This is a genomic window from Pelagicoccus sp. SDUM812005 (genome assembly GCF_031127875.1).
GTDB lineage: Bacteria > Verrucomicrobiota > Verrucomicrobiia > Opitutales > Opitutaceae > Pelagicoccus.
The window spans coordinates 358,614-380,188 of the sequence record NZ_JARXIA010000001.1 but is presented as its reverse complement, the minus strand read 5'-3'; the positions used below and the strand labels follow the sequence as shown (position 1 = coordinate 380,188).

General features: G+C 59.6%; 21 protein-coding genes. 14 read left to right on the top strand and 7 right to left on the bottom strand.

Annotated elements, in window-relative coordinates; translation table 11 throughout:
• Positions 1-128 precede the first annotated feature (128 nt).
• Both rlmN and metF read left to right on the top strand, forming a co-directional pair.
• Positions 129-1,235, top strand: coding sequence for a 23S rRNA (adenine(2503)-C(2))-methyltransferase RlmN (rlmN, locus tag QEH57_RS01390; protein ID WP_309004875.1), 1,107 nt, complete (start codon positions 129-131; stop codon positions 1,233-1,235).
• Positions 1,236-1,360: 125 nt separating this feature from the next.
• Positions 1,361-2,254 carry a methylenetetrahydrofolate reductase [NAD(P)H] gene (gene metF, locus QEH57_RS01385; protein ID WP_309004874.1) on the top strand — a complete coding sequence of 298 codons (894 nt, stop codon included), beginning with the start codon at positions 1,361-1,363 and terminating at the stop codon, positions 2,252-2,254.
• A 6-nt stretch (positions 2,255-2,260) separates the two neighbouring features.
• On the opposite strand, the gene QEH57_RS01380 is transcribed toward metF, so the two are convergent.
• Positions 2,261-2,653 carry a translation initiation factor gene (locus QEH57_RS01380; protein WP_309004873.1) on the bottom strand — a complete coding sequence of 131 codons (393 nt, stop codon included), beginning with the start codon at positions 2,651-2,653 and terminating at the stop codon, positions 2,261-2,263.
• A 1-nt stretch (position 2,654) separates the two neighbouring features.
• Positions 2,655-2,900, bottom strand: coding sequence for a hypothetical protein (locus QEH57_RS01375; RefSeq protein WP_309004872.1), 246 nt, complete (start codon positions 2,898-2,900; stop codon positions 2,655-2,657).
• Between the two features lie 264 nt (positions 2,901-3,164).
• Between QEH57_RS01375 and QEH57_RS01370 the strand changes: the two genes are divergently transcribed.
• The 12 genes from QEH57_RS01370 (at position 3,165) to QEH57_RS01315 (ending at position 17,712) form a co-directional block, all read left to right on the top strand.
• On the top strand, positions 3,165-5,903 hold the full coding sequence (locus tag QEH57_RS01370) for a 2-oxoglutarate dehydrogenase E1 component (protein ID WP_309004871.1): 2,739 nt from the start codon (positions 3,165-3,167) through the stop codon (positions 5,901-5,903).
• Between the two features lie 27 nt (positions 5,904-5,930).
• Positions 5,931-7,151, top strand: a complete 1,221-nt coding sequence (gene odhB / locus QEH57_RS01365) for a 2-oxoglutarate dehydrogenase complex dihydrolipoyllysine-residue succinyltransferase (RefSeq protein ID WP_309004870.1) — start codon at positions 5,931-5,933, stop codon at positions 7,149-7,151.
• A 62-nt stretch (positions 7,152-7,213) separates the two neighbouring features.
• Positions 7,214-8,614 (top strand): dihydrolipoyl dehydrogenase, encoded by a 1,401-nt coding sequence (lpdA, locus tag QEH57_RS01360; RefSeq protein WP_309004869.1) that lies wholly within the window; start codon positions 7,214-7,216, stop codon positions 8,612-8,614.
• Between the two features lie 160 nt (positions 8,615-8,774).
• Positions 8,775-9,455, top strand: a complete 681-nt coding sequence (locus QEH57_RS01355; RefSeq protein ID WP_309004868.1) for a hypothetical protein — start codon at positions 8,775-8,777, stop codon at positions 9,453-9,455.
• Positions 9,456-9,467: 12 nt separating this feature from the next.
• Positions 9,468-11,486, top strand: coding sequence for a hypothetical protein (locus QEH57_RS01350; protein ID WP_309004867.1), 2,019 nt, complete (start codon positions 9,468-9,470; stop codon positions 11,484-11,486).
• A 4-nt stretch (positions 11,487-11,490) separates the two neighbouring features.
• Positions 11,491-12,042 carry a hypothetical protein gene (locus tag QEH57_RS01345; RefSeq protein ID WP_309004866.1) on the top strand — a complete coding sequence of 184 codons (552 nt, stop codon included), beginning with the start codon at positions 11,491-11,493 and terminating at the stop codon, positions 12,040-12,042.
• A gap of 209 nt (positions 12,043-12,251) precedes the next feature.
• Positions 12,252-12,674, top strand: coding sequence for a transcriptional repressor (locus QEH57_RS01340; protein WP_309004865.1), 423 nt, complete (start codon positions 12,252-12,254; stop codon positions 12,672-12,674).
• A 67-nt stretch (positions 12,675-12,741) separates the two neighbouring features.
• Entirely contained in the window at positions 12,742-13,509 is a 768-nt protein-coding gene (gene sufC, locus QEH57_RS01335) for a Fe-S cluster assembly ATPase SufC (RefSeq protein ID WP_309004864.1), read from the top strand.
• A gap of 56 nt (positions 13,510-13,565) precedes the next feature.
• Positions 13,566-14,975, top strand: a complete 1,410-nt coding sequence (gene sufB / locus QEH57_RS01330) for a Fe-S cluster assembly protein SufB (RefSeq protein WP_309004863.1) — start codon at positions 13,566-13,568, stop codon at positions 14,973-14,975.
• Between the two features lie 69 nt (positions 14,976-15,044).
• On the top strand, positions 15,045-16,373 hold the full coding sequence (gene sufD / locus QEH57_RS01325) for a Fe-S cluster assembly protein SufD (RefSeq protein WP_309004862.1): 1,329 nt from the start codon (positions 15,045-15,047) through the stop codon (positions 16,371-16,373).
• Between the two features lie 50 nt (positions 16,374-16,423).
• Positions 16,424-17,002, top strand: a complete 579-nt coding sequence (gene sufT, locus QEH57_RS01320; protein ID WP_309004861.1) for a putative Fe-S cluster assembly protein SufT — start codon at positions 16,424-16,426, stop codon at positions 17,000-17,002.
• Between the two features lie 131 nt (positions 17,003-17,133).
• Positions 17,134-17,712 (top strand): ATP-dependent Clp protease proteolytic subunit, encoded by a 579-nt coding sequence (locus QEH57_RS01315; protein ID WP_309004860.1) that lies wholly within the window; start codon positions 17,134-17,136, stop codon positions 17,710-17,712.
• 112 nt (positions 17,713-17,824) lie between these two features.
• On the opposite strand, the gene QEH57_RS01310 is transcribed toward QEH57_RS01315, so the two are convergent.
• The 5 genes from QEH57_RS01310 to pdxA all read right to left on the bottom strand — a co-directional run bounded on the left by QEH57_RS01310 (position 17,825) and on the right by pdxA (position 21,572).
• The gene (locus QEH57_RS01310; protein WP_309004859.1) at positions 17,825-18,214 is read right to left on the bottom strand and encodes a CrcB family protein; all 390 of its coding nucleotides are present in this window, start codon (positions 18,212-18,214) and stop codon (positions 17,825-17,827) included.
• 15 nt (positions 18,215-18,229) lie between these two features.
• Positions 18,230-19,360 (bottom strand): N-acetylmuramoyl-L-alanine amidase, encoded by a 1,131-nt coding sequence (locus QEH57_RS01305; protein WP_309004858.1) that lies wholly within the window; start codon positions 19,358-19,360, stop codon positions 18,230-18,232.
• A gap of 35 nt (positions 19,361-19,395) precedes the next feature.
• Positions 19,396-20,073 (bottom strand): translation initiation factor IF-3, encoded by a 678-nt coding sequence (infC, locus tag QEH57_RS01300; RefSeq protein WP_309004857.1) that lies wholly within the window; start codon positions 20,071-20,073, stop codon positions 19,396-19,398.
• Positions 20,074-20,213: 140 nt separating this feature from the next.
• A complete protein-coding gene (locus QEH57_RS01295) occupies positions 20,214-20,591 on the bottom strand; it encodes an iron-sulfur cluster assembly accessory protein (protein ID WP_309004856.1) in 378 nt (125 codons plus the stop codon).
• A 66-nt stretch (positions 20,592-20,657) separates the two neighbouring features.
• The gene (pdxA, locus tag QEH57_RS01290; RefSeq protein WP_309004855.1) at positions 20,658-21,572 is read right to left on the bottom strand and encodes a 4-hydroxythreonine-4-phosphate dehydrogenase PdxA; all 915 of its coding nucleotides are present in this window, start codon (positions 21,570-21,572) and stop codon (positions 20,658-20,660) included.
• Positions 21,573-21,575: the final 3 nt, after the last annotated feature.

The following is a 21,575-nucleotide window of genomic DNA, read 5'->3' as shown; positions in this document are numbered from 1 at the left end:
CGTTCCCCATCCGCAAGCCGAAAACCAGAAGCCCGCCAAATCCCGATCCCCGCGACGCCGCTCCCCAATAAAAGCCGCAACCCAGACTTCCCCTTTCCCCGTTCACGCTTCACCATCGCCCCTTTCAAATGAAGTACGTTCCGGAAAAGCCACCCATCTACGGCGAGTCGCTCGACAGCCTGCAAGACCGATTCCAAGAACTCGGCGAACCCAAATTCCGCGCCAAGCAAGTCCTCGAATGGCTCTACAAGAAACGGGCCAGAAGCTGGGACGCCATGACCAACCTGCCCAAGCCGCTGCGCGAAAAGCTGGCCGCGACCTTCGAAATCGCCCCCTCCAAACGCGTGCTCGCCAAGGAATCCGCCGACGAAACCGAAAAGCTCCTCCTGCAAATGGGCGACAACTCCATGGTCGAAACCGTGGTCATCCGCGCCCCCCAAATCGGCGTCGGACAAGAAAACTCCCGCAAAACCATCTGCATCTCCACCCAAGTCGGCTGCGCCTACGGCTGCAAGTTCTGCGCGTCCGGACTGGCCGGCTGGAAACGCGATCTCTCCGTCGGAGAAATCGTCTCCCAGCTTATCCACGTCTGCCACATGGAAGACGCCACCACCGAGCGAGCCTCCGAAGAGATCGCCTCCTTCGACAACATCGTCGTCATGGGCATGGGCGAACCCATGGCCAACTACAAGAACCTCCTGCCCGCCCTGCGCATCCTCAACGCCGACTGGGGACTCAACTTCGGCGCCCGCCGCATCACCATCTCCACCTCCGGCGTCGTCCCCCGCATCCTCGAGCTGGCCGACGAGCGCGAGCAATTCCGCCTGGCCATCTCCCTGCACGGAGCCACCAACGAAGTCCGCGACCAAATCATGCCGGTCAACCGCAAGTACCCCCTCGAGCAGCTCCTCCCCGCTATCCAGAAGTACGCCCAGACCAAAGGCCGCATGATCACCCTCGAGTTCATCCTCATCGAGGAAATCAACGACACCCTCGAGCAAGCCGACGCCCTCATCAAGATCGCCCTCGACCTCAAAGCCCACGTCAACCTCATCCCCTACAACACCGTCGACGGCCTCGAGTGGAAACGCCCCTCCATCACCCGACAAGACGTCTTCTATAATAGACTACGCAACCGCGGCGTCTCCGTCACCATCCGCCGCGAAAAGGGACACGACATCGCCGCCGCCTGCGGACAGCTCAAGCTCAAGAACGAAGCCGACCTCGCCGTGTAACAAGGGCGGTAGGTTGAGAACCCCTTCGCGCCACCCCCTCAAATTTCAGCTTGATTCACGCAACAAAGCATACATATCAACAAATCCTGATACGTTGATATCTTAAAGCCCTTTTCCAGAAACGCATGAGCCAGACACCCATCAGCCAACTCTTTTCCGCCGAAAAGCCCCTCCTTTCGGTCGAGTTTTTCCCGCCCAAGACGGACGAAGCCCTCGAGGCGCTCATGGACTCCGCCGACGACCTCGCCATCTATCAGCCGGACTTCGTATCCGTGACCTACGGAGCGGGCGGCAGCACCCGCGACCGCTCGGCCAAAGCCTGCGACCTCCTGCGCCAAGACCACGAGTACAACATTATGCCCCACCTCACCTGCGTGGGAGCCAGCCGCGACGAACTCGCCGAAACCATCGACGGCCTCTACCAGTCCGGCTACCGCAACATCATGGCCCTGCGCGGCGACCCGCCCAAGGACAGCGATTCCTTCGTGGTCGCCAAGGACGGCTTCGCCTACGCCACCGATCTCGTGGCCTTCATCAAGGAACTCCACCCCGACATCTCCATCGGTGTAGCCGGCTACCCGGAAAAGCACCCCGAAGCCCCGGACCTCGCCACCGACCTGCGACACCTCAAGACCAAGGTCGACGCCGGAGCCTCCTTTATCACCACCCAACTCTTCTTCGACAACGGCGACCTCTACCGCTTCCTCGACGAAGCCGACAAGCTCGACATCGCCGTCCCCGTCATCCCGGGCATCATGCCGGTGCTCTCCGTCAAGCAGATCAAGCGCATCACCAGCATGTGCGGAGCGAGCCTGCCCGCCGAGCTCGAAAAGCACCTCAACGACGCCGGCGACAACGCCGACCTTGTCCGCCAAATCGGCATTCGCTGGGCCACCGAGCAAATTCAAGACCTCATCGAAGCAGGCCTGCCCGGCGTACACCTCTACGCCCTCAACCGCTCCGACGTAGCCACCGAGCTCATGTCAGCCTTCCGCGCCGCTACCCAAAGCGGAGCCTAGCGAACTTCAACCTCCCGCAAATACCACGCGAAACCCAGCGTCCTCCAGGACTGCCCGGGTTTCTTCGCGTTTGTCGCCCTGGATCTCGATATTGCCGTTCTTTACGGCTCCACCGACGCCGCAACGCTTCTGTATGGTTTTCGCCAATACAGTCTTTTCCTCGGCCGCGATTCCCTTCCAACCGGAAACCACCGTTACCGTTTTTCCGCCGCGGCCCGACTTTTCCCGCTTCACGTCCAAACGGCCTCGGTCCTTCCTCTCCGCCTTGCGAGACGGTTTCGGCTGCGCCGGAGGCGCCGCAGGACCGCTCGGCAAGCCGCCCAAATCCAAGGCACCGAACGGATTCGCGCCTAGATCCTTCCCGCCTTCCGTCGAGATCCGCTTCTTGCCCTTGCCCATCCTAGGAAAAATCCTTTCGCCCTGCGCAACGCCCCTTCGGGATGTCCGTCTCGTGCTGCAACAAGGCCAAGGCCTTCATATAGCTGCGATTCTTGAGAAAGTGCCGCAGTTGCGGGTCGATCTCGCGACGATGCTCCGCCAAGGCCCCGTCGATCTCCCCCATGCTTTGCTTGATCTGGGCCGCGTCCGCTCCCGCGATCGCATCCTTCAGCCTCAGCAACGAATCCTTGATGTGCGTTTCAATCATCTCGATCTCCCAATCAAACGCCCCGCCAGCCCGCCGCAAGCCCGATGTTCACCCAAACGTTACTCCCGTCCAGCCCCGTCGCGAGCCGTTTCATTCATCAAACTATCCCAAAAATCAGAATTCGCTCATGGACCAAGCCATTGTTAACTAATAGCTCCCATTATTTAACCCGTTTTGCTTTACTCCCTACTCCTGCGTGCTTAACGGTGGTGCTTACTTTTTAACAATCTCCCAACACCATCACACCCTTAGGGACATACAGGAATGGTCACATTCGCAACGCGTTCTAACGCTGACTTGATCGATCTCAACTACGAGAAGTGGAAAGCAGACCCCGCTTCGGTAGACGAGAAATGGCAGGCCTTCTTCGAAGGCTTCGAGCTCGCCCTCGCGACCGCTCCCGCCAGAAAAACCGCTAAAGGCTCCTCCGGCGAGGTTACCAGCAGCGCTGCCAAGCAGATGAACGTCTCGAGCCTCATCTACGCCTACCGCAGCCTCGGCCACACCCAAGCGAAGATCAATCCGCTCGACGAGACCACCCCGCAAAATCCGCACCTCGCGCTCGAGGAATTCGGACTGAGCGAAGCCGACCTCGACGCCTCCTTCAACTCCGGGCACTTCCTCGACGGAAAGCCCATGAAGCTGCGCGACCTCATCGACGCCCTCCGCAAGACCTACTGCTCCAGCATCGGCTACGAGTACGTGCACATGCAGAACACCGAGGCCCGCCGCTGGATCCAGACCAAGATCGAGCCCGCCCTCGGCCGCATCGAATTCTCCGACGCCGTCAAGACCCGCATCCTGCGCAAGGTCTTCGCCGCCGAAGCCTTCGAAAGCTTCCTGCACACCCGCTACACCGGCCAAAAGCGCTTCTCGCTCGAAGGCGGCGAAACCCTCATCCCCTGTCTCGACAACGTCCTCGAACACTGCGGACGCCTCGGCATCAAGGAAGTCGTCATGGGCATGGCCCACCGCGGCCGCCTCAACGTCCTCGCCAACACCCTCAAGAAATCCTACGAGTTCGTATTCGAGGAATTCGGCGAAGAGTACATTCCAAATACCGTCGGCGGCGACGGCGACGTAAAATACCACCTCGGCTACGAGAAAGTCATCGAAACCAAGGAAGGCCACTACGTCGAAATCCGACTCGCCTCCAACCCCTCCCACCTCGAAGCCGTCGACCCCGTCGTGGAAGGCAAGGCCCGAGCCCGCCAGCGCATCCTCAACGACACCAAGCGCGACAAGGTCCTCCCCGTCCTCGTGCACGGCGACGCCGCCTTCGCAGGACAAGGCCTCGTCACCGAAGTCCTCAATTCCTCGCAGCTTCCTGGCTACCGCACCGGCGGCACCCTGCACATCATCGTCAACAACCAGATCGGCTTCACCACCACGCCGCAGGAAGCCCGCTCCACGCGCTACTGCACGGACGTGGCCAAGATGATCGAAGCCCCCATCTTCCACGTAAACGGCGACGATCCGCTCGCCGTCGTCTACGTCACCCTGCTCGCTATCGAGTACCGCCAAAAGTTCGGCGCAGACGTCGTCATCGACATGTACTGCTACCGCAAGCACGGCCACAACGAGGCGGACGAGCCGATGTTCACCAACCCGGATCTCTACGACAAGATCTCCAAGCATCCGCCCGTCAGCGAAATCCTCACCAAGCGCCTCATCGAAGAAGGCACCTTGACCAAGGACGAGGTCGCCAAGATCCAGAAGGAATACGAAACCTCCCTCGCCAACTCGCTCGATCGAGTAAAGAAGGCGGCCGAATCCAAGATCGAGGTCAAGAAAGCCCTCGCCGGCTCCAACGCCATCTTCCAGCCCAAGTTCAACTTCGACCCCGTCGAGACCGGCGTCAGCAAGGAGATTCTGAGTACGGTCGTGCAAGGCCTCACCCGCCTGCCCAACCACATCAAGCCGAACCGCAAGATCAAGCGCTTCCTCGACAACCGAAAGACCGCTTTCGAAAACAACGAGCCCATCGACTGGGCCTACGGCGAAGCCCTCGCCTTCGGCACCCTCCTGAACCAAGGCACCCCCGTGCGCCTCTCCGGCCAGGACTCCGAACGCGGCACCTTCAGCCACCGCCACGCCGTTATCCACGACGTCAAGACCGACGAGCGCTACATCCCCCTGCTCAACATCGACAAGGACCAAGCTCGCTTCTGCGTCTACAACTCGCTCCTCTCGGAAGCTGCCGTGCTCGGCTTCGACTTCGGCTACTCGCTCGACTACCCACGCATGCTCTGCATCTGGGAAGCCCAGTTCGGCGACTTCGCCAACGGCGCCCAAGTCATCATCGACCAGTTCATAACCTCTTCCGAATCCAAGTGGGGACGCGTCTCAGGACTCGTGATGCTCCTCCCCCACGGCTACGAAGGCCAAGGCCCCGAGCACTCCTCGGCCCGCCTCGAGCGCTTCCTCCAGTCCTGCGCGGAAGACAACATCCAGGTCTGCAACATGACCAACTCCGCCCAGTACTTCCACGTGCTGCGCCGCCAAATGATGCGCGAGTTCCGCAAGCCACTCGTCATCATGGCCCCCAAGTCCATGCTGCGACTCAAGGATGCCGCCTCGCCATGGAGCAATTTCGAGTCCGGCTCCTTCCAGGAAATCCTCGACGACGATCAAGCAACCGCTTCCAAGACCAAGCGACTCATCCTCTGCTCCGGCAAGGTCTACTACGACCTCCGCAAGAAGCAGGCTGAGATCAAGGACAAACACTCCGCCATCATTCGCGTCGAACAGCTGTATCCACTGCACACCGAAAAGCTCGCAGAGATCGCCGCGAAGTACAGCAAGGTCACGAACCTCGTCTGGTGCCAGGAAGAATCCCAAAACATGGGAGCCTACACCTACATCGCGCCCAAGCTCGAAGAAACCTTCAAGAAGAAGCCCGCCTATGCAGGACGCGGCGAGTCCGCCAGCCCCGCCGTCGGCGTCATGGCCCTCCACAAGAAGGAACTCGCCCAGCTTCTCGAAGACGCTTTCACCCTTTAATTTTTGTAACGACAATTCTGATACAGCATGGCAACTGAAGTAAAAGTGCCCGCCCTCGGCGAATCCATCACGTCCGGCATCATCGCCGCGTGGAACGTTAAAGACGGAGACTACGTCGAAAAGGACCAGGTCCTTTACGAACTAGAAACCGACAAGATCACCTCCGAAGGTCTCGCCGAAGTCGCAGGTGTCATCAGCCTCGCTGCAGCCGAAGGCGACGAAGTCGACATCGGAGCCGTCATCGCAACCATCGACGAATCCGCTGCCGCGCCGGAAAAGTCAGAAAAGTCGGATACGAAGGAAACTTCCGAAGAACCGGCCGCCGAAAAGCCGGCGCCCGAGCAGAAGTCAGACGCCATCTCGCCCGCCGTTCGCCGCATCGCCGAGGAAGAAAAGATCGATCCCGCCACCGTGACGGGCACCGGCAAGGATGGACGCGTCACCAAGGGCGACATGCTCAAGGCAACGCCCGCTTCCCGCATGCCAGCGGAAGAGAGCAAGCCAGCCGCCGCCGCCAAGGCCCCGGCCGCGAAGCCTGCTCCCACCGGCGAGCGCACCTCGCGCAAGCGCATGACTCCGCTCCGCGCCAAGATCGCCGAGCGACTCGTGGCAGCCCAGCAGGAAGCCGCCATGCTCACCACCTTCAACGAAGTGGACATGAGCGCCGTAATGGGACTGCGCAAAAAGTACCAGGACGCCTTCGTTAAGAAAAACGGCGTGAAGCTCGGCTTCATGTCCCTCTTCGTCAAAGCCGTCGTCAACGCCCTTAAGGAAGTCCCAGGCATCAACGCCCAAATCGACGGCAACGAGATCGTACAAAACCACTTCTACGACATCGGCATCGCCGTATCCACTCCGAAAGGACTGATGGTTCCCGTCGTTCGCGACTGCGACCAGCTCAGCCTCGCCGGAATCGAGCAAGCCATCATCGGCTACGCCAACAAAGCCCGCGAAGGCAAGATCGGCATCGATGATCTGCAAGGCGGCGTATTCACCATTACCAACGGCGGCATCTTCGGCTCCATGCTGTCCACGCCGATCCTTAACGCCCCTCAGAGCGGTATCCTCGGAATGCATACGATCCAGGAACGCCCGGTCGCCATCAACGGCCAAGTTGAAATCCGTCCTATGATGTACCTCGCCGTCTCCTACGATCACCGCATCGTCGACGGCAAGGAAGCGGTAACCTTCCTCGTCAAGGTCAAGCAAGCCCTCGAAGATCCAGCCCGCCTCCTTCTCGAAGTTTAACTTCAATCAGCACCTTCTAGACCAGCGAACCTTCGCGATCATTCGCAGTTCCCAAAGACAACATGTCAGATTCGTCCCAATTCGATGTAGCCGTAATCGGCGGTGGCCCAGGTGGCTACGTAGCCGCCATCCGTTGCGCCCAGCTCGGGCTCAAGACTGCCCTCGTTGAAAAGCGCAAAGCCCTCGGCGGCACCTGCCTCAACGTCGGCTGCATTCCTTCCAAGGCCCTGCTCCACACCAGCGAGCAATTCGAGTTCGCCGCCCACAACGCCAAGGCGGCCGGCATCGAAATCGACGGCAAGGTTTCCCTAAACCTGAAGACCGTCATGGAAAAGAAGGACAAGGTCGTGAAGCAACTCACCGGCGGCGTCGACATGCTGGTCAAGAAGCGCGGCATCACCCGCTTCGAAGGACACGGCAAGCTCCTCGGCGAAGGCAAAATCGCCGTCGACGACAAGGAAGCCCTTTCCGCGAAGAACATCATTCTCGCCACCGGCTCCGCCGTCGTAGACCTTCCCTTCCTCAAGCAGGACGGGGAAACCATCGTTTCCAGCGACCAGGCCATCGCCTTCGACTCCGTCCCGGAAAACCTCGTCGTCATCGGAGCCGGCGCCATCGGACTCGAGCTCGGCTCCGTCTGGGCCCGCTACGGCAGCAAGGTCACCGTTCTCGAATTCCTCCCCAACGTCGCCGCCGGCTACGATACGGACGTATCCAAACTCCTCGAGCGCAGCTTCAAGAAGCAAGGCCTCACCATCCATACCGATACGAAGGTAACCGGAACCAAGGAAATCGACGGCAAGCTCATCGTTGTCGCCGAAAAGAAGGGCAAGGAAGTGACCGTCCCCGCCGACAAGGTCCTGGTGGCGGTCGGCCGCAAGCCCTACACCGAAAACCTCGGCCTCGACACCGTCGGCATCACGCCCGACAAACGCGGCTTCATCGAGATCGACGACCACTTCAAAACGAGCGCCGCAGGCGTCTTCGCAATCGGCGACATCGTTCGCGGCCCCATGCTCGCCCACAAAGCGGAAGAGGAAGGCGTCGCCCTCGCGGAAATGATCGCCGGCAAGGCCGGCCACGTAAACTACGACGTCATCCCTAACGTCATCTACACCGAGCCTGAAGTCGCCGGCGTCGGCCTCACCGAGGCTCAAGCCAAAGAAAAGGGCATCGCTGTAAAGGTAGGCAAATTTCCACTACAGGCCAACGGTCGCGCCATCGCGTCCGACGCCACCGATGGCATGGTCAAGATCATCGCCTGCGCCGAGACCGACAAGATCCTCGGCGGGCAAATAGTAGCCAAGGGCGCCAGCGAAATGATTTCCGAAATCGTGACCCACATGGAATACGGCGGCAGCGCCGAAGACCTCGGTCGCACGGTACACGCCCACCCGACCATCTCGGAAGCGATCAAGGAAGCCGGCCTCGCAGTCGACGGAGCCGCCATCCACTCCCTCTAGGTCCGAACCTCGGGCCACGCCGCAGAGCCCGTACTTCTATTCAAACGCTGCTTCTCCAAAGCAGCGTTTTTTTATGGGCGGAACTCCGGTCCGAATTCTCATTGCAGCCATCAGCCCCTCCGATTAGCCCTACTCCTACCGTATCCGTCCCAACGCCGCGATGTACCCACAGATTTCCGAAGCACGAATCCAAGCCGCCATCGAAGAAGCCAAGGCTGCGCCCGCCTACCCCTACCCATGGGACACCCTGGAGAGCGCCTTGAAAAGCGAGGGGCAAAGCTACTTCTGGCTCGTGGGCTACGGCAGCCTCCTTTCCCTTGGTTCCGCAGCCCGCACCATCGACACCTCGGACCGAGCCGCACGGGAACCTGCCATCGTTTTTGGAGCCCGCCGACAATACTCCTACCGCTTCCCCGCAGCCTTCCTGCAAAAACGCTACCAAAAAACAGGCGATTTCGCCGCCCTGGACAGCAAAGCCACCTACCGCCCGGAAGACCGATACAACGGTATCCTCACCCGCGTATTCATAGAAGACATACCCGCCTTCCGCGAAAGGGAATTCGCCTACGGACTCCAGCCCGTGCCCGCCTTCCGCTGGAACTCGCCAAACGCCCCCTATCGCATCGCCTACACCCTCGACTGCCCTGCAAACGCGTCCTCCCCAAGCCACCCCTTTACCGCTGCCAGTCCGCCGCTTCCCGAATACCACAAGATTTGCCGCGACGGAGCGGAAGACGTATCCAAGGACTTCCTACGCTACTTCCTCGACACCACCTACCTCGGCGACGGAGAGACCCCCATTTCCAAGTGGGAAGAATCCTCCGGATTCCTTAAAGCCTAAGCTCCTCACTCAATGAATTCGCCGCCGCACCCCGCTCCTCCCCAATCCTTCTGGAAAGCGAAAGCCCTGCCCGCCCTCCGCAACGCGCTGATCGTTATCCTCGTCCTCGCGTTGCTGGCCGTCGAATTCGGCCCCCAGTCGCCCCTCGTCAAGTACGTCTTCTACGGACTGATCGCACTCTACCTCGGCTCCATCGGTCTCCGAGCCTTCCGCTACCGCAAGCACATCCTCTACTTCTTCGCCCCCGGCACCAAAGAAGCCCTCGGAAGCGACTTCAAACAAGCCGACCGACTCCTCCGATCCGAGCTGAACCGCCTCTCAGAAGGCTACGAGATCGGCTTCGTAAAAGCCTTTGCCAGCGAGTTCCGGCAGATCGACAAATCCGCCCGCAACGAACCCACGCTCCTCGATCGCATTCTCGACTTCGTCGAATACGCCTTCCCGCTGCAAAGCAACCTCATCTCCATCCTCTCCAAGCCGCTCAAGGGAACCGTCAACAAGCGCTCCTTCCGCATCTCCATCGCCCGCTCTCGCCCAGACAACGTCAGCGCCCACGCCTTCTCCCAAAACGAGAACACGCACGACATCCAAGTCGACGAGTCGACCCTCGAGACCTGCATCCGCGAAACCGCATGCCGCATGTACCACGAGATGAACGCCGCGGAGCTCACCACCCATTACGCCGCCTTCCGCCACTACGACCAAGCCTTCCGCATCTGGGAAAAGATCTACCAAACCGGCGAAGCCGACAGCGACGAGTTCGAAGAAGCCGCCCAACAATTTCGACTCGCCCTCGAGGACGACCCCAGCTTCCTCCTAGCCGAGCTCTACCTCGCGGCCATGAACGCCTACCGCCGCACCAACACCGCCTACCTGGAACGCTCCAAAAACCGCCTCACCCACGTCTTGCAGCTTTGCGAGGACAAGGAACGCCTCCCCACCAAAGCCCTCCGCTCCAAATACAAAGGCCTCGCCACAACCCTCCTCTGCTTTCTCACCAACCAGTGGCTCCACCGCATCGGCAAGTACGACAACGAGGAACAAGCCATCCTCATCGCTCGCGACAACCAAGAAAAGGCGAAACAAGCCGTCAAGCTGCTCAAGGACTCCCCCATCGCCCTCCACCAATACGCCTTTTCCCTGCACAGCCTCGAGCAGATCGGCCTGCAAAACCCGCAGTCCCATAAGGAAATCGCCGACTCCTACGCCGCCGCCTACGACCAGTACTCCCGCGCCATCCAAGTCGCCACCGCCAAAAAGGCGCCCGATATCGTGGACCTGAGCTCCGGCAACCGGGCCTACGTCGCCATGTGGCTGGGAGCCATCCTGAGCAAAGAGCCGCAAGCGACGATCCGCCTCGCCGCTTGTGCCAACGAGCCCCTCGCCCACTCCGACGCCGCCGCCAAACTCTGGAAACAAGCCGAATCGGAAATGAAAGCCGTGTTCGCCCGAGCTACCGGAGCGGCCGGCCACTACTCCATCGCGAACCTCATCCTACTCTACGCCCTCATGGGGCGGTTCAAAGAAATCCCCCACTACGGCCGCCTCCTGATCGAAGGCCAGACGAAAGACTCCCCAGAACAGCCGCCCAGCTACCGGCTCCAACAAGTCGAGCAGCTCTCGCCGCAGAACACCGAATACCCCGAAGGCGCAAACGACCTTGCCAGCGCCCTGCTCACCGCCTGCGCCAACGGCGTGCTCACAGCCGAAGAACGGCCCGTTTGGCTCGCCCAGGGTCTCGCCTTCCACGAACGAAGCCTCCGGATAATCCAAGCCAAGGAAGCCCAAAACGTCGAAGCCCAGCGCATTCGCGTCATCAAGCAAATCACCAACCTCCTCAAGCTCATCCACTACTCCAAGCAAGTTTCCAGCTCCGACAAAGAAAACATCTTCCAAAAGCTGGACAACAGCCTGAACGCGCTGCGAAACGCCCAGGAAAACATGGACGAATTCATCTCGCGCTGGCTGCTTCAACTGGAAACCGCCCTGCTCCCCGCCCAAGCCACCCACGCCGATCCGCTCGACGCCTAGAACCATGTCCCAGCAAGCAACCATCGAATTCCTCAACGCCCGACGCGACTGGGCCCTCGCCGCTCCCAAGGACCACGCCCCCATCCTCACCTTGTGCGTGCGCCCCAACGAAGGCGAACGTACCTTCGTATCCAAACTTCAACTCCACCCCGAACAAGGCGTCGTAGGCGATCGCTGGATACGAAAAACCTGGATGTACACCGCCGACGGCAAGCCCGATCCACGCATCCAAGTCTGTATCCTCGGTTCCCGCATCCTGCAGCTCATCCGCCGCGATCCCGACTGCATGACCTACCCCGGCGACAACATCATCGCCGACATGGATTTCTCGGAAGCAAACCTGCCCGTCGGCCAACGCCTCAAGATCGGCACCGCCGTCATCGAGGTTTCCGACGTCTTCAATACCGCCTGTTCCAAGTGGAACAAGCGCCACGGCAGCGAATCCATCAAGTGGATAAACCTCCCCGAAAACAAGCCGCACCGCTTCCGCGGCATCCTCTGCCAAGTCGTACAAGCCGGCGAAGTCGCCCTCACCGACTCCATCCAGAAGCTGTAGCCCAGCCGATCGGATTCGCCGCTAGGCCTCCCCCGCAGCTCCCACCTGACGAAGCCGAACAGGCTTCCCTGCCTCCGGCGGGCTTCTGAAACAAACGCTGCTTTTTCCTTTACTTGGAACGATTCCAATTTTCACTTGATATTTAGAATTATTCCAGTTTGATACTGCGACTTAGAGTTATTCTAAATAAGAACGCCGCCAAAATCCAAATGAACAACGAAGTCAGATCAGAGATCCTCCACCAGAAGCTCGCCGCTTCCGGTCTTCGTTCGACTCGCCAGCGCGAGATCGTATACGACGCGATCCTATCCAAGCGGGACCACCCCACCGCCGACGAAATCTTCGCCCGCGCCAAGCAAGAAATGCCAACCATCTCGCTCGCAACGGTTTACAACTGCCTCGATACCCTCGTCCAGTGCGACCTCGTCAAGCAGGTCCACCTCGAGCGCGAATCCACCCGCTACTGCCCCAACCTCACCGAGCACGCCCACTTCCACGACAACGAGTCGGGCACCATCTACGACGTGCAGCTCGACCCCGCCACCATTTCCCAGCTGACCCACCTCCTCCCCGAAGGATTCGACGTCAGCTCCATCGACATCACCTTCCGCGGCAAGGCAGCCAGATCCTAAACCCAAGCAAAACCTTTCTAAATAACAAACCCGCCAGCCAAAGCAGCGGACAAAACACATTCAGATCATGAGCAACACACTCGAAATCAAGAACCTCAACGTAAGCATCGGCGACAAGCAGATCCTAAAAGACTTCAGCCTCACGGTTCCAAAGGGCGAAGTGCACGCCATCATGGGTCCAAACGGCACCGGCAAGAGCACGCTCGCGAAGGCGATCGCCGGACATCCGGACTACGAGATCACCAGCGGCGAGGTTTATATCGACGGTGAAAACATCCTCGAGCTCGAAGCGGACGAGCGCTCCCGCGCCGGCCTCTTCCTCGCCTTCCAGTACCCGATGGAAATCCCAGGCGTCACCATCGCCAACTTCATCCGCGCCGCCCTCAACGCTCGCCTCCCCGACGACGAGGAGCTCAACGCGCCCGAGTACTACAAGGAACTCTACGCCAAGATGGACATGCTCAAGATCGACCGCAAGTTCACCGCCCGCTCCGTAAACGACGGCTTCTCCGGCGGCGAAAAGAAGCGCTGCGAAATCCTCCAGATGGCCATGCTCAACCCGAAGTACGCCGTCCTCGACGAAACCGACTCCGGCCTCGACATCGACGCCCTCAAGATCGTTTCCGAAGGCGTCAACGCCATGCGCGGCCCCAACCTCGGCGCCCTCGTCATCACTCACTACCAACGCCTCCTCGACTACATCGTGCCTGACGTCGTTCACGTCATGTACGACGGCCGCATCGTCAAGAGCGGCCCCAAGGAACTCGCCCTCGAACTCGAAAGCAAGGGCTACGAATGGGTCAAGGAACTCGCCGGCGAAGCCGCCGCTTCCTAAGCCTCTAGGTTATCAACGAACCTAGCACCTAAAACCTAGAACCAAGTACCCAAATCATGGTTACACCAAATTCAGAGATCGAAGTCGATCGCGAGAAAGGCAATTTCCGCTTCACCGAAAGTCACAAGTACGACGCAGGAATCGGCCTTTCCGAAAAGGTTATCGACTACATTTGCGACGTCAAAGAAGAGGACCAATGGATCCGCGACTTCCGCAAGCGCGCCCTCAAGGTCTTCGAGTCCAAGCCCATGCCCACCAACTGGGCAACCAAGGACCTCGAGAACATCGACTTCGACAAGATTCGCTACTACCTGTCCGGCGGCAGCCGCGCCTCCAAGTCTTGGGACGACGTGCCTGACGACGTGAAGCAAACCTTCGAACGCCTCGGCATCCCGGAAAACGAACGCAAGTTCCTCGCCGGCGTCGAAGCCCAGTTCGACTCCGAAGCCGCCTACTCCAACATCAAGGAGAGCGTCGGCAAGCAGGGCGTCATCTTCATGGGCTCCACCGAAGGCCTCATGAAGCACCCGGAAATCTTCAAGAAGTGGTTCGGCAAGGTCATCCCTACCGGCGACAACAAGTTCTCCGCCCTCAACAGCGCCGTGTTCTCCGGCGGCTCCTTCATCTACGTGCCGCCAGGCGTCAAGGTCAGCCACCCGCTGCAAGCCTACTTCCGCATCAACGCGGAAAACTTCGGCCAGTTCGAGCGCACGCTCATCATCGCCGACGAAGGCTCAGAGGTCACCTACATGGAAGGCTGCACCGCCCCTAAGTTCGACACCGCCACCCTGCACTCCGCAGTCGTGGAACTGGTCGCCATGCCCGGCGCCAAGATCGAGTACGTCACCGTACAGAACTGGTCCTCCAACGTCTTCAACCTCGTGACCAAGCGCGCCATCGCCCACGAAGGCGCCACCGTCAAGTGGATCGACTGCAACATCGGCAGCCGACTCACCATGAAGTACCCAGGCGTCGTCCTCAAGGGCAAGAAGGCTCGCGGAGAAGTACTCTCCATCGCCCTCGCCAACGACGGACAGCACCAGGACACCGGAGCCAAGATGATCCACGCGGCGGACGAAACCACCAGCAACATCATCTCCAAGTCCATCAGCGTCGGCAAAGGCCGCTCCACCTACCGTGGACAGGTCCACATGCCCAAGAACCTCAAGGGCTGCAAAAACAACACCGAGTGCGACGCTCTCCTCATCAACGAGAACTCCCGCACCGACACCTACCCAGCCATCACCGTTCGCGGCAACAAGAACGCCGTGCAGCACGAAGCCTCCGTATCCAAGGTCTCCGCGGAACAGATCTTCTACATGCAGCAACGCGGCCTGAGCGAAGGCGAAGCCATGAGCCTCAGCGTCAACGGCTTCGTCAACGACCTCACGCGCCAGTTCCCCATGGAATACAGCGTGGAGCTCAAGCGCCTCATCGAACTGGAAATGGAAGGCTCCGTCGGGTAGTCCGAATCTTCAAATTTTGAATCTCCAATTTTCAAATACCAAGTGAGTTCACTTACATCAGACACACCCATGAGCGAAAGCAGCGACGCGATCAATCCGATCAAAGAGGCATTCAATCGCCATATCGAAGATCTGGATACAGCTCCAGCATGGTGGAAAAGCAGCAAGGCCGAAGCCTTCGAAACCTTCGAAAACATCGCCCTGCCAACCCGCCGCGACGAGCCCTGGCGCTTCGCCACCGTGAAAGGCCTCGAGCTGGACGACGTCAAGTTCGCCGCCCTGCCTAGCATCAGCGACGCCGCCTCCCTCGTAGCCCGCTCCAACTTCATCGAGAACTTTTCCGGACGCTTCGTCTTCGGCGACGACCAAACCCTGCAAGCCGACCGCATCTCGCCAGAGCTCGCGGAAAAAGGCGTCATCTGGGCGCCCTTCCGCGAAGCGATCACCAAGCACGCCGACATCGTGAAGGACTACTTCATGAAGCAGAAGGCCGACCTTGGCTCCGAAAAGTTCGCCGCCTTGCACCAGGCCTTCATGGAAAACGGAGCCCTGCTCTACGTTCCCAAGGGCGTGGAGATCGAAGACGCCTTCGTCGTCTACAACTGGAGCATCAACGCCGGTTCCGCCATCTTCCCGCACACCCTCGTCATCACCGAGGACTTCGCCAAAGTGAAGCTCGTGGAAGCCAACCTCTCCGCCACCGAAGACGCAGCCGCCTTTTCCTGCGGCGTGAACCACATCTTCGCCGGCGTCGGTTCCACCGTAGACTACACCCTGCTGCAAAACTTCAATGAGCAGACGCTCGGCTTCCAGCTCAACTCCAACGTCGCCGGCAAGGACTCCAACGTTAAGACCATCAGCGTCAACGTTGGCTGCAAGCGCTACCGCTCCGAAACCCACGGCCAAATCAAAGGCTCCGGGTCCAAGGTGGAAATGCTCTCCCTCGCCGTCGCCGACAACGAGCAGGAAATCGACCAGCGCACCTTGCAGACCCACTCCGCCCCGCACGCGGTTTCGGACCTGCTCTTCAAGAACGCGCTCGTAGACAACGCCCGCACCATCTTCTCCGGCTTGATCAAGGTCGACCCCGGCGCCCAGCAAACCGACGCCTACCAGACCAACCGCAACCTCCTGCTCAGCGGCACCGCGGAAGCCAACTCGCTGCCCGGACTGGAAATCGACGCCAACGACGTCAAGTGCAGCCACGGCGCCACGACCTCCCAGATCGAGGACGAAGAGATCTTCTACATGCTCGCTCGCGGCATTCCGCGCGAGAAAGCGCAGGAGTTAATCGTTTACGGTTTCTTCGAGGAGGTCCTCGAACGCATCTCCTGCGAAACCGTAGCGGAAAACGCCCGCCGGATCATCCAAAACAAGTTCACACGCCGCTCCAAGTAGAAGGCGCCCGCCTCACGCAGCCCTGGATCAGCGAACCACAATAGACTACCATGCAAACAGAAGAGCAGCAGCAACGCAGCCTCACTCGCGAGGTTGAAGCGGTACAAATTCCCAGCGGCGAGCCCATCCAGCTCCCCGCTCTCTCAAAAGTACACATCACCCAGCAGTTAGGCGGCAGCTACACGGTCATGACCGACTACGGGCTCGCCCGTATCGACGGTCGCGACGCCGACGCTCTCGGATCCGACATCGCCGCAGAGCAAGCTGCAGCCGAAGAAGCCGCCAAGCAGTCGAAGGCCGAACCCTCCGGCGAAGCCCCCGACGAAGAGGCCATCTGGCAACAGCTCCGCAACGTCTACGACCCCGAAATCCCGGTCAACATCGTGGACCTCGGCCTCGTCTACTCCATGGTCGTCGAAGAAACCGAGAACAGCGCCAACAAGGTCGTCGTGCAGATGACCCTGACCGCTCCCGGTTGCGGCATGGGGCCCGCCATCGCCGAAGACGCCAAGAGCAAGATCCTGCTCGTTCCCGGCGCCGACGAAGCGGAGGTCAACCTCGTCTGGGAGCCAGCTTGGGACCAAAGCATGATCAGCGAAGAAGGCCGCATGATCCTCGGCCTCGTTTAGGCCAACCGCGAGCCCGCTCGCCATCGAAAACTTTGAGCAAAGGCGAGAACTTCAGTTCTCGCCTTTTTCGCCGAATTCCTTGCCAATCGCAGCTTGTTGGCTACCAACAACTACAACCAACAATTTACAAGATGCCCAAAAAAGAAGACAAATCATCAGAATCTCCAATCGGCTCGCAGATCCAGAAGAAGTTCCTGGAAGAGCGTAAGATTTTCCTATGGGGACAAGTTTCCGACGAATCCGCCAAGGACGTCACCGAAAAGCTGCTCTACCTCGAAGCTGACGCTCCCGGCAAAGACATCACTTTCTACATCAACACTCCCGGCGGATCCGTAACCGCAGGCCTCGCCATCTACGACACCATTAAGCTCATCTCCTCGGAGGTAACCGTCGTAGTGACCGGCCTCGCCGCCTCCATGGGATCCATTCTCCTGTCGGCGCCCAAGAAGGGCAACCGCCTGCTCTACCCGCACGCCAAGGTCCTCATCCACCAGCCGCTCATCGGCGGGCAGTTCCAAGGCCCAGCGGTTGACATCCACATCTTCGCCCAAGACATGGAAAAGACTCGCGAAGAGCTCAACCGCATCCTCTCCGAGGCATCCGGACAGCCGCTCGAAAAGATCCAGACCGACACCGATCGCGACTTCTACATGAGCGCCCAAGAGGCCATCGACTACGGTCTCGCCGACAAGATCATCGACAAGATCTAATCCGAACGAAAAATCATTTCAACAAAGCCGCGTATCCAAGATCTGGAACGCGGCTTTTTCATTCCGTAGCGCCGCCCGCCTTAGCCTGTGACCGCGATGCAGGATCGATACCCTAGCCCCACAAAAGCTGCCCTAGCTTCCAGCCGCAAAAGACTGCCAACAAGCAAGCCACGAAACTCCCCGCCGCATTCAAGCCCGCCAAACCATAGTAGCCCCCTTGCAAGAGCTTGAGCGTCTGCAGCGAAAAGGTCGAAAAAGTGGTATAGCCCCCGAGCAAACCGAAAGACAAAAAGAGCGGAACCGCCTCATCCTTGCCCCATCCAAACTTTGAATACAAAGGAAGCAGCAGCCCGATCAAAAAAGAGCCCACGACATTTGCCACCAAGACGCTGAACGGAAAATCCCCCGTCGCCTTCCGGTCCACCCAAAGCACCGTCACGTATCGCAAGCTGCCGCCGAGCGCGCTTCCCAGCCCCACGATAAGTATCGACTTCAAGTCCATGCCGAATCGCTTCGCCTAGCTATCCGCTTCCACCCCTGCGTATCCAAGGATAGCCTCCGCCAAAGCCTGGGCGACTCGCTCCCGATAGCCAGCCGTACTTACCAGCAAGGCTTCGTCATCGTTGGAAACAAACCCGCACTCCACCAAGACTCCCGGGCATTCCAAAGTCTTCAGAACTGCCCAGCGACCCTTTTTAACGCCCCGATCCTCGCGACCCAGCCGCGTCAGCATCGACTTCTGGATAGCGTAGGCCAACTCGAAATTCTGCAGATCCAAGCCGTTCGCAGGATAAGGGATCGCGTCGTCTCCCACTTCCGTGGCCGAACTGCTGGGATAGCCAGCTGGCGTAAACATGTAAGTCTCCAGCCCCACCGGCTCCGGCTTGCCAGCCGCGTTGAAATGCACGCTGACGAAAAGGTCCGCCTTCAAACCGTTGGCAACGCTGGGCCGGTCCTTCAATTCGATATGGCGATCGTCGTAACGGGTGAGCACGACCTTGAAGCCCTGAGCCTCGAGGTGCCCTTGAAGCCGAAGCGAAACGTCGAGCGCCAACTCCTTCTCCTTGATGCCGATCCGCTCGTTCTTGGCGCCGTCGTGAATGCCTCCGTGCCCCGGATCAATCACGATCGTTCCCGCGCCAATGCCTCCGGCCTTCGAGGCTCCAAACGCGGAATTGAGCACGATCCGGCGATCGCTCTCCCCTAGCAGCCAATTGCCGCGAACCCGTTTCAACGGCGCGTCCAAGATGACCTTCACCCCATCGAGCTGAGCGATGCGGCTATCTTCCTTCAGGATCAGCGTCCGGTCTCCCTTGCTCAGCTTCCACTGCTTCGTCTCCGCAAGGCGAGTCGCCTTCGCTCCGAAAAACTTGGCCTGCTCGGAGAGCGAACGCGGCTCTTTCAACCTAGATTGAGCCTCCGCGGCCAAAGCCTCTTCCAACTCCCGAAGTTCCGCCTCGTTCGGTTTGGCGATGTCCTCCTCGCTCGGCACCTCGCTTTGGAGCTCCACCGGAGCAGCCTGGACCGGAGGCACGAATTCCCCCGTCTCCTCGGCCTGGTCGGAGTTCGTGCTCTGGCAACCGCTAAACAAAAAAGAAGCGGCAACGCCTACTACTGTGAGCGTGCCGCTTCGATTGAAAAGATGCATCCGTGTTTTGGAAATCAGCGATCCGTTTCGATCAACTACTCCTTGGCGTCTTCGCCTACCACGTCGTCCGCATCGTCGTCGCCATGATCTTCGTCATGGTGCTCGGAAGCTTCGATTTCGTCGTGGTCGTCGTCCTCGCGGAGGAACTTCGGCTTGCGCTTGTTGGCCGGTAGTGGCGAAACCATTACGTTGATATTGCGGCCGATCAAACGGGGCTGGTTGTCGGCATGCCCCATCGTCTCGAGATCGGCGATCGCGCGGCGAATGGTTTCGAATCCGATTTCCGTGTGCGACATTTCGCGACCGCGGAAGGAAAGAGTGAGCTTGAGCTTGTTGCCCTTGGAGAGGAAGAGCTCGGCGCGACGCAGCTTGGTTTCGTAGTCGTGCTGCTCCACCCGCGGGCGGAACTTGACTTCCTTCACCTTGCTCGAAGTCGTCTTGCTGTCCTTGGACTTCTTCTGCTGCTCGTACACGTACTTGCCGAAGTCCATGATGCGACAGACCGGAGGACGAGCCTGAGCCGCGACTTCGACCAAATCGAGTCCTGCTCCTTGTGCGACTTCCAAAGCCTCTTTTGTGTCCATTACACCGTACTGCTTTCCGTCCGGTCCTACGACTCGGATTTTGGGAACCCGAATACGGTGATTTCGCCGAATTTGGGCGAATGGGTCTACTTTACGTGGGGGTCTACGCTTACCTCGTGGCTTTGGCATTCAATATTTGTACTTCGATTAAATCAAATGAAAGCAGCATCTAATCGCGGCTTTCCCCTCATGATCAACACTAATCACGCCTAAACTCTTGAAATCCAAGTGACAAACGCCCTCCCGCCCAGCCAAATACGAGATTTCCCTTAAACGCTGAAGCTCTCCCCGCAGGAACAGCTCGAGGTCGCGTTCGGGTTGCTGAACTTGAAGCCGCCGGAAATCAAGGCATCCGAATAATCGAGATGCGTCCCCTTCAAATAAAGGGCGCTCTTGCTGTCGACGATCACCTGGGCGCCGCCAAAATCCACCAGGATATCCCCCTTCTTCGCGTTCTCGACGAAGCGCATCTTGTAGGAGAGGCCATTGCAACCGCCGCCGGAAATGCCGACTCGTAAGAACGGCTTGTCCGCCTCCTTGGCCGCGAGCTTCGCGACCTTCGCTACGGCGGCGGCGGTGAGCTTGATCAGGCGCTCGTCGCCTTTGCGAACGCCCTCGGGCAACTGAATTGCATCTTGTTCTGGCACGGCGGGAATATCGGTGCGTCTTTCCGCAAAATCAAGTCCAGCCTGACGCTCGTCCGCGTCCCGCCGCTACTTCATGCGGCAAGCCAACTGGATCGCATGGTGCGTACTGCCCTTGCTGGCGATCCCCTTGCCGGCGATCTCGAAGCCAGTTCCATGGTCCGGACTGACCCGCAAGTGCTTGAGCCCCAGGGTCACATTCACCCCGCTATCGAAATCCACCGCCTTAAAAGGTGCCAAGCCTTGGTCGTGGTAAAGCGCCACCAACACGTCCGCCTGCCCCTTCATGGCCCGTCCAAATGCCGTATCCCCGGGAACGCAATCTTCGATCGACGCGGACGGCAACTCCTCGCGCAGTTCCGCCAGCCACGGATTCAGGCGCTCCATCTCCTCGCTCCCGAGCAAGCCCCCTTCCCCTGCGTGCGGATTCAAGCCGCAAACCAAGATGCGCGGCTGGTCGAAACCCAACCGCTGCCCCAGCTGGCTCGCGGAACGCACGCTGCGCTTAAACGTCAGCTCGTCCAGGGCCGCCGGCACCGCCGACAAAGGGATATGCCAGGTCGCCAAACAAAGCTTCAAGTGCTCGCCCACGAAAGCCATGGTGGGATCTCCACCCCAACGGTCCGCAAAAAATTCAGTCTGGCCGGGAAAGGGATAACCGACCTCCACGCACAAGGCCTTAGAAATCGGACCGGTCACCACCGCGTCGCACTCGCCATCGACGCAGGCCTTGGCCGCTGCCTCCATGGCAGCGATCGCCAAACGTGCCCCCTCGGGGTTCGGCGTTCCGGCAACGAAGTCCGCATCGCTCAAAGCGACCCCGCGCACGCGCCCGCCTCCGGCCGCCTCCAGACGCTCGCACCAAGCCCTGCTTCCAAATACGACGAAGCGGGCATCCCCATAATCCTCCTCTCGCAAGCAGGCCTCGATCAATTCTGGACCGAGACCGGAAGGATCGCCGCAGGTAATAGCTATTCGTCTCATGGC

Excerpts from the sequence above, each read along its gene's own strand:
- rlmN (WP_309004875.1), top strand. The coding sequence starts at position 129 with ATGAAGTACGTTCCGGAAAAGCCACCCATCTACGGCGAGTCGCTCGAC.
- metF (WP_309004874.1), top strand. The coding sequence starts at position 1,361 with ATGAGCCAGACACCCATCAGCCAACTCTTTTCCGCCGAAAAGCCCCTC.
- QEH57_RS01380 (WP_309004873.1), bottom strand. The coding sequence starts at position 2,653 with ATGGGCAAGGGCAAGAAGCGGATCTCGACGGAAGGCGGGAAGGATCTA.
- QEH57_RS01375 (WP_309004872.1), bottom strand. The coding sequence starts at position 2,900 with ATGATTGAAACGCACATCAAGGATTCGTTGCTGAGGCTGAAGGATGCG.
- QEH57_RS01370 (WP_309004871.1), top strand. The coding sequence starts at position 3,165 with ATGGTCACATTCGCAACGCGTTCTAACGCTGACTTGATCGATCTCAAC.
- odhB (WP_309004870.1), top strand. The coding sequence starts at position 5,931 with ATGGCAACTGAAGTAAAAGTGCCCGCCCTCGGCGAATCCATCACGTCC.
- lpdA (WP_309004869.1), top strand. The coding sequence starts at position 7,214 with ATGTCAGATTCGTCCCAATTCGATGTAGCCGTAATCGGCGGTGGCCCA.
- QEH57_RS01355 (WP_309004868.1), top strand. The coding sequence starts at position 8,775 with ATGTACCCACAGATTTCCGAAGCACGAATCCAAGCCGCCATCGAAGAA.
- QEH57_RS01350 (WP_309004867.1), top strand. The coding sequence starts at position 9,468 with ATGAATTCGCCGCCGCACCCCGCTCCTCCCCAATCCTTCTGGAAAGCG.
- QEH57_RS01345 (WP_309004866.1), top strand. The coding sequence starts at position 11,491 with ATGTCCCAGCAAGCAACCATCGAATTCCTCAACGCCCGACGCGACTGG.
- QEH57_RS01340 (WP_309004865.1), top strand. The coding sequence starts at position 12,252 with ATGAACAACGAAGTCAGATCAGAGATCCTCCACCAGAAGCTCGCCGCT.
- sufC (WP_309004864.1), top strand. The coding sequence starts at position 12,742 with ATGAGCAACACACTCGAAATCAAGAACCTCAACGTAAGCATCGGCGAC.
- sufB (WP_309004863.1), top strand. The coding sequence starts at position 13,566 with ATGGTTACACCAAATTCAGAGATCGAAGTCGATCGCGAGAAAGGCAAT.
- sufD (WP_309004862.1), top strand. The coding sequence starts at position 15,045 with ATGAGCGAAAGCAGCGACGCGATCAATCCGATCAAAGAGGCATTCAAT.
- sufT (WP_309004861.1), top strand. The coding sequence starts at position 16,424 with ATGCAAACAGAAGAGCAGCAGCAACGCAGCCTCACTCGCGAGGTTGAA.
- QEH57_RS01315 (WP_309004860.1), top strand. The coding sequence starts at position 17,134 with ATGCCCAAAAAAGAAGACAAATCATCAGAATCTCCAATCGGCTCGCAG.
- QEH57_RS01310 (WP_309004859.1), bottom strand. The coding sequence starts at position 18,214 with ATGGACTTGAAGTCGATACTTATCGTGGGGCTGGGAAGCGCGCTCGGC.
- QEH57_RS01305 (WP_309004858.1), bottom strand. The coding sequence starts at position 19,360 with ATGCATCTTTTCAATCGAAGCGGCACGCTCACAGTAGTAGGCGTTGCC.
- infC (WP_309004857.1), bottom strand. The coding sequence starts at position 20,073 with ATGCCAAAGCCACGAGGTAAGCGTAGACCCCCACGTAAAGTAGACCCA.
- pdxA (WP_309004855.1), bottom strand. The coding sequence starts at position 21,572 with ATGAGACGAATAGCTATTACCTGCGGCGATCCTTCCGGTCTCGGTCCA.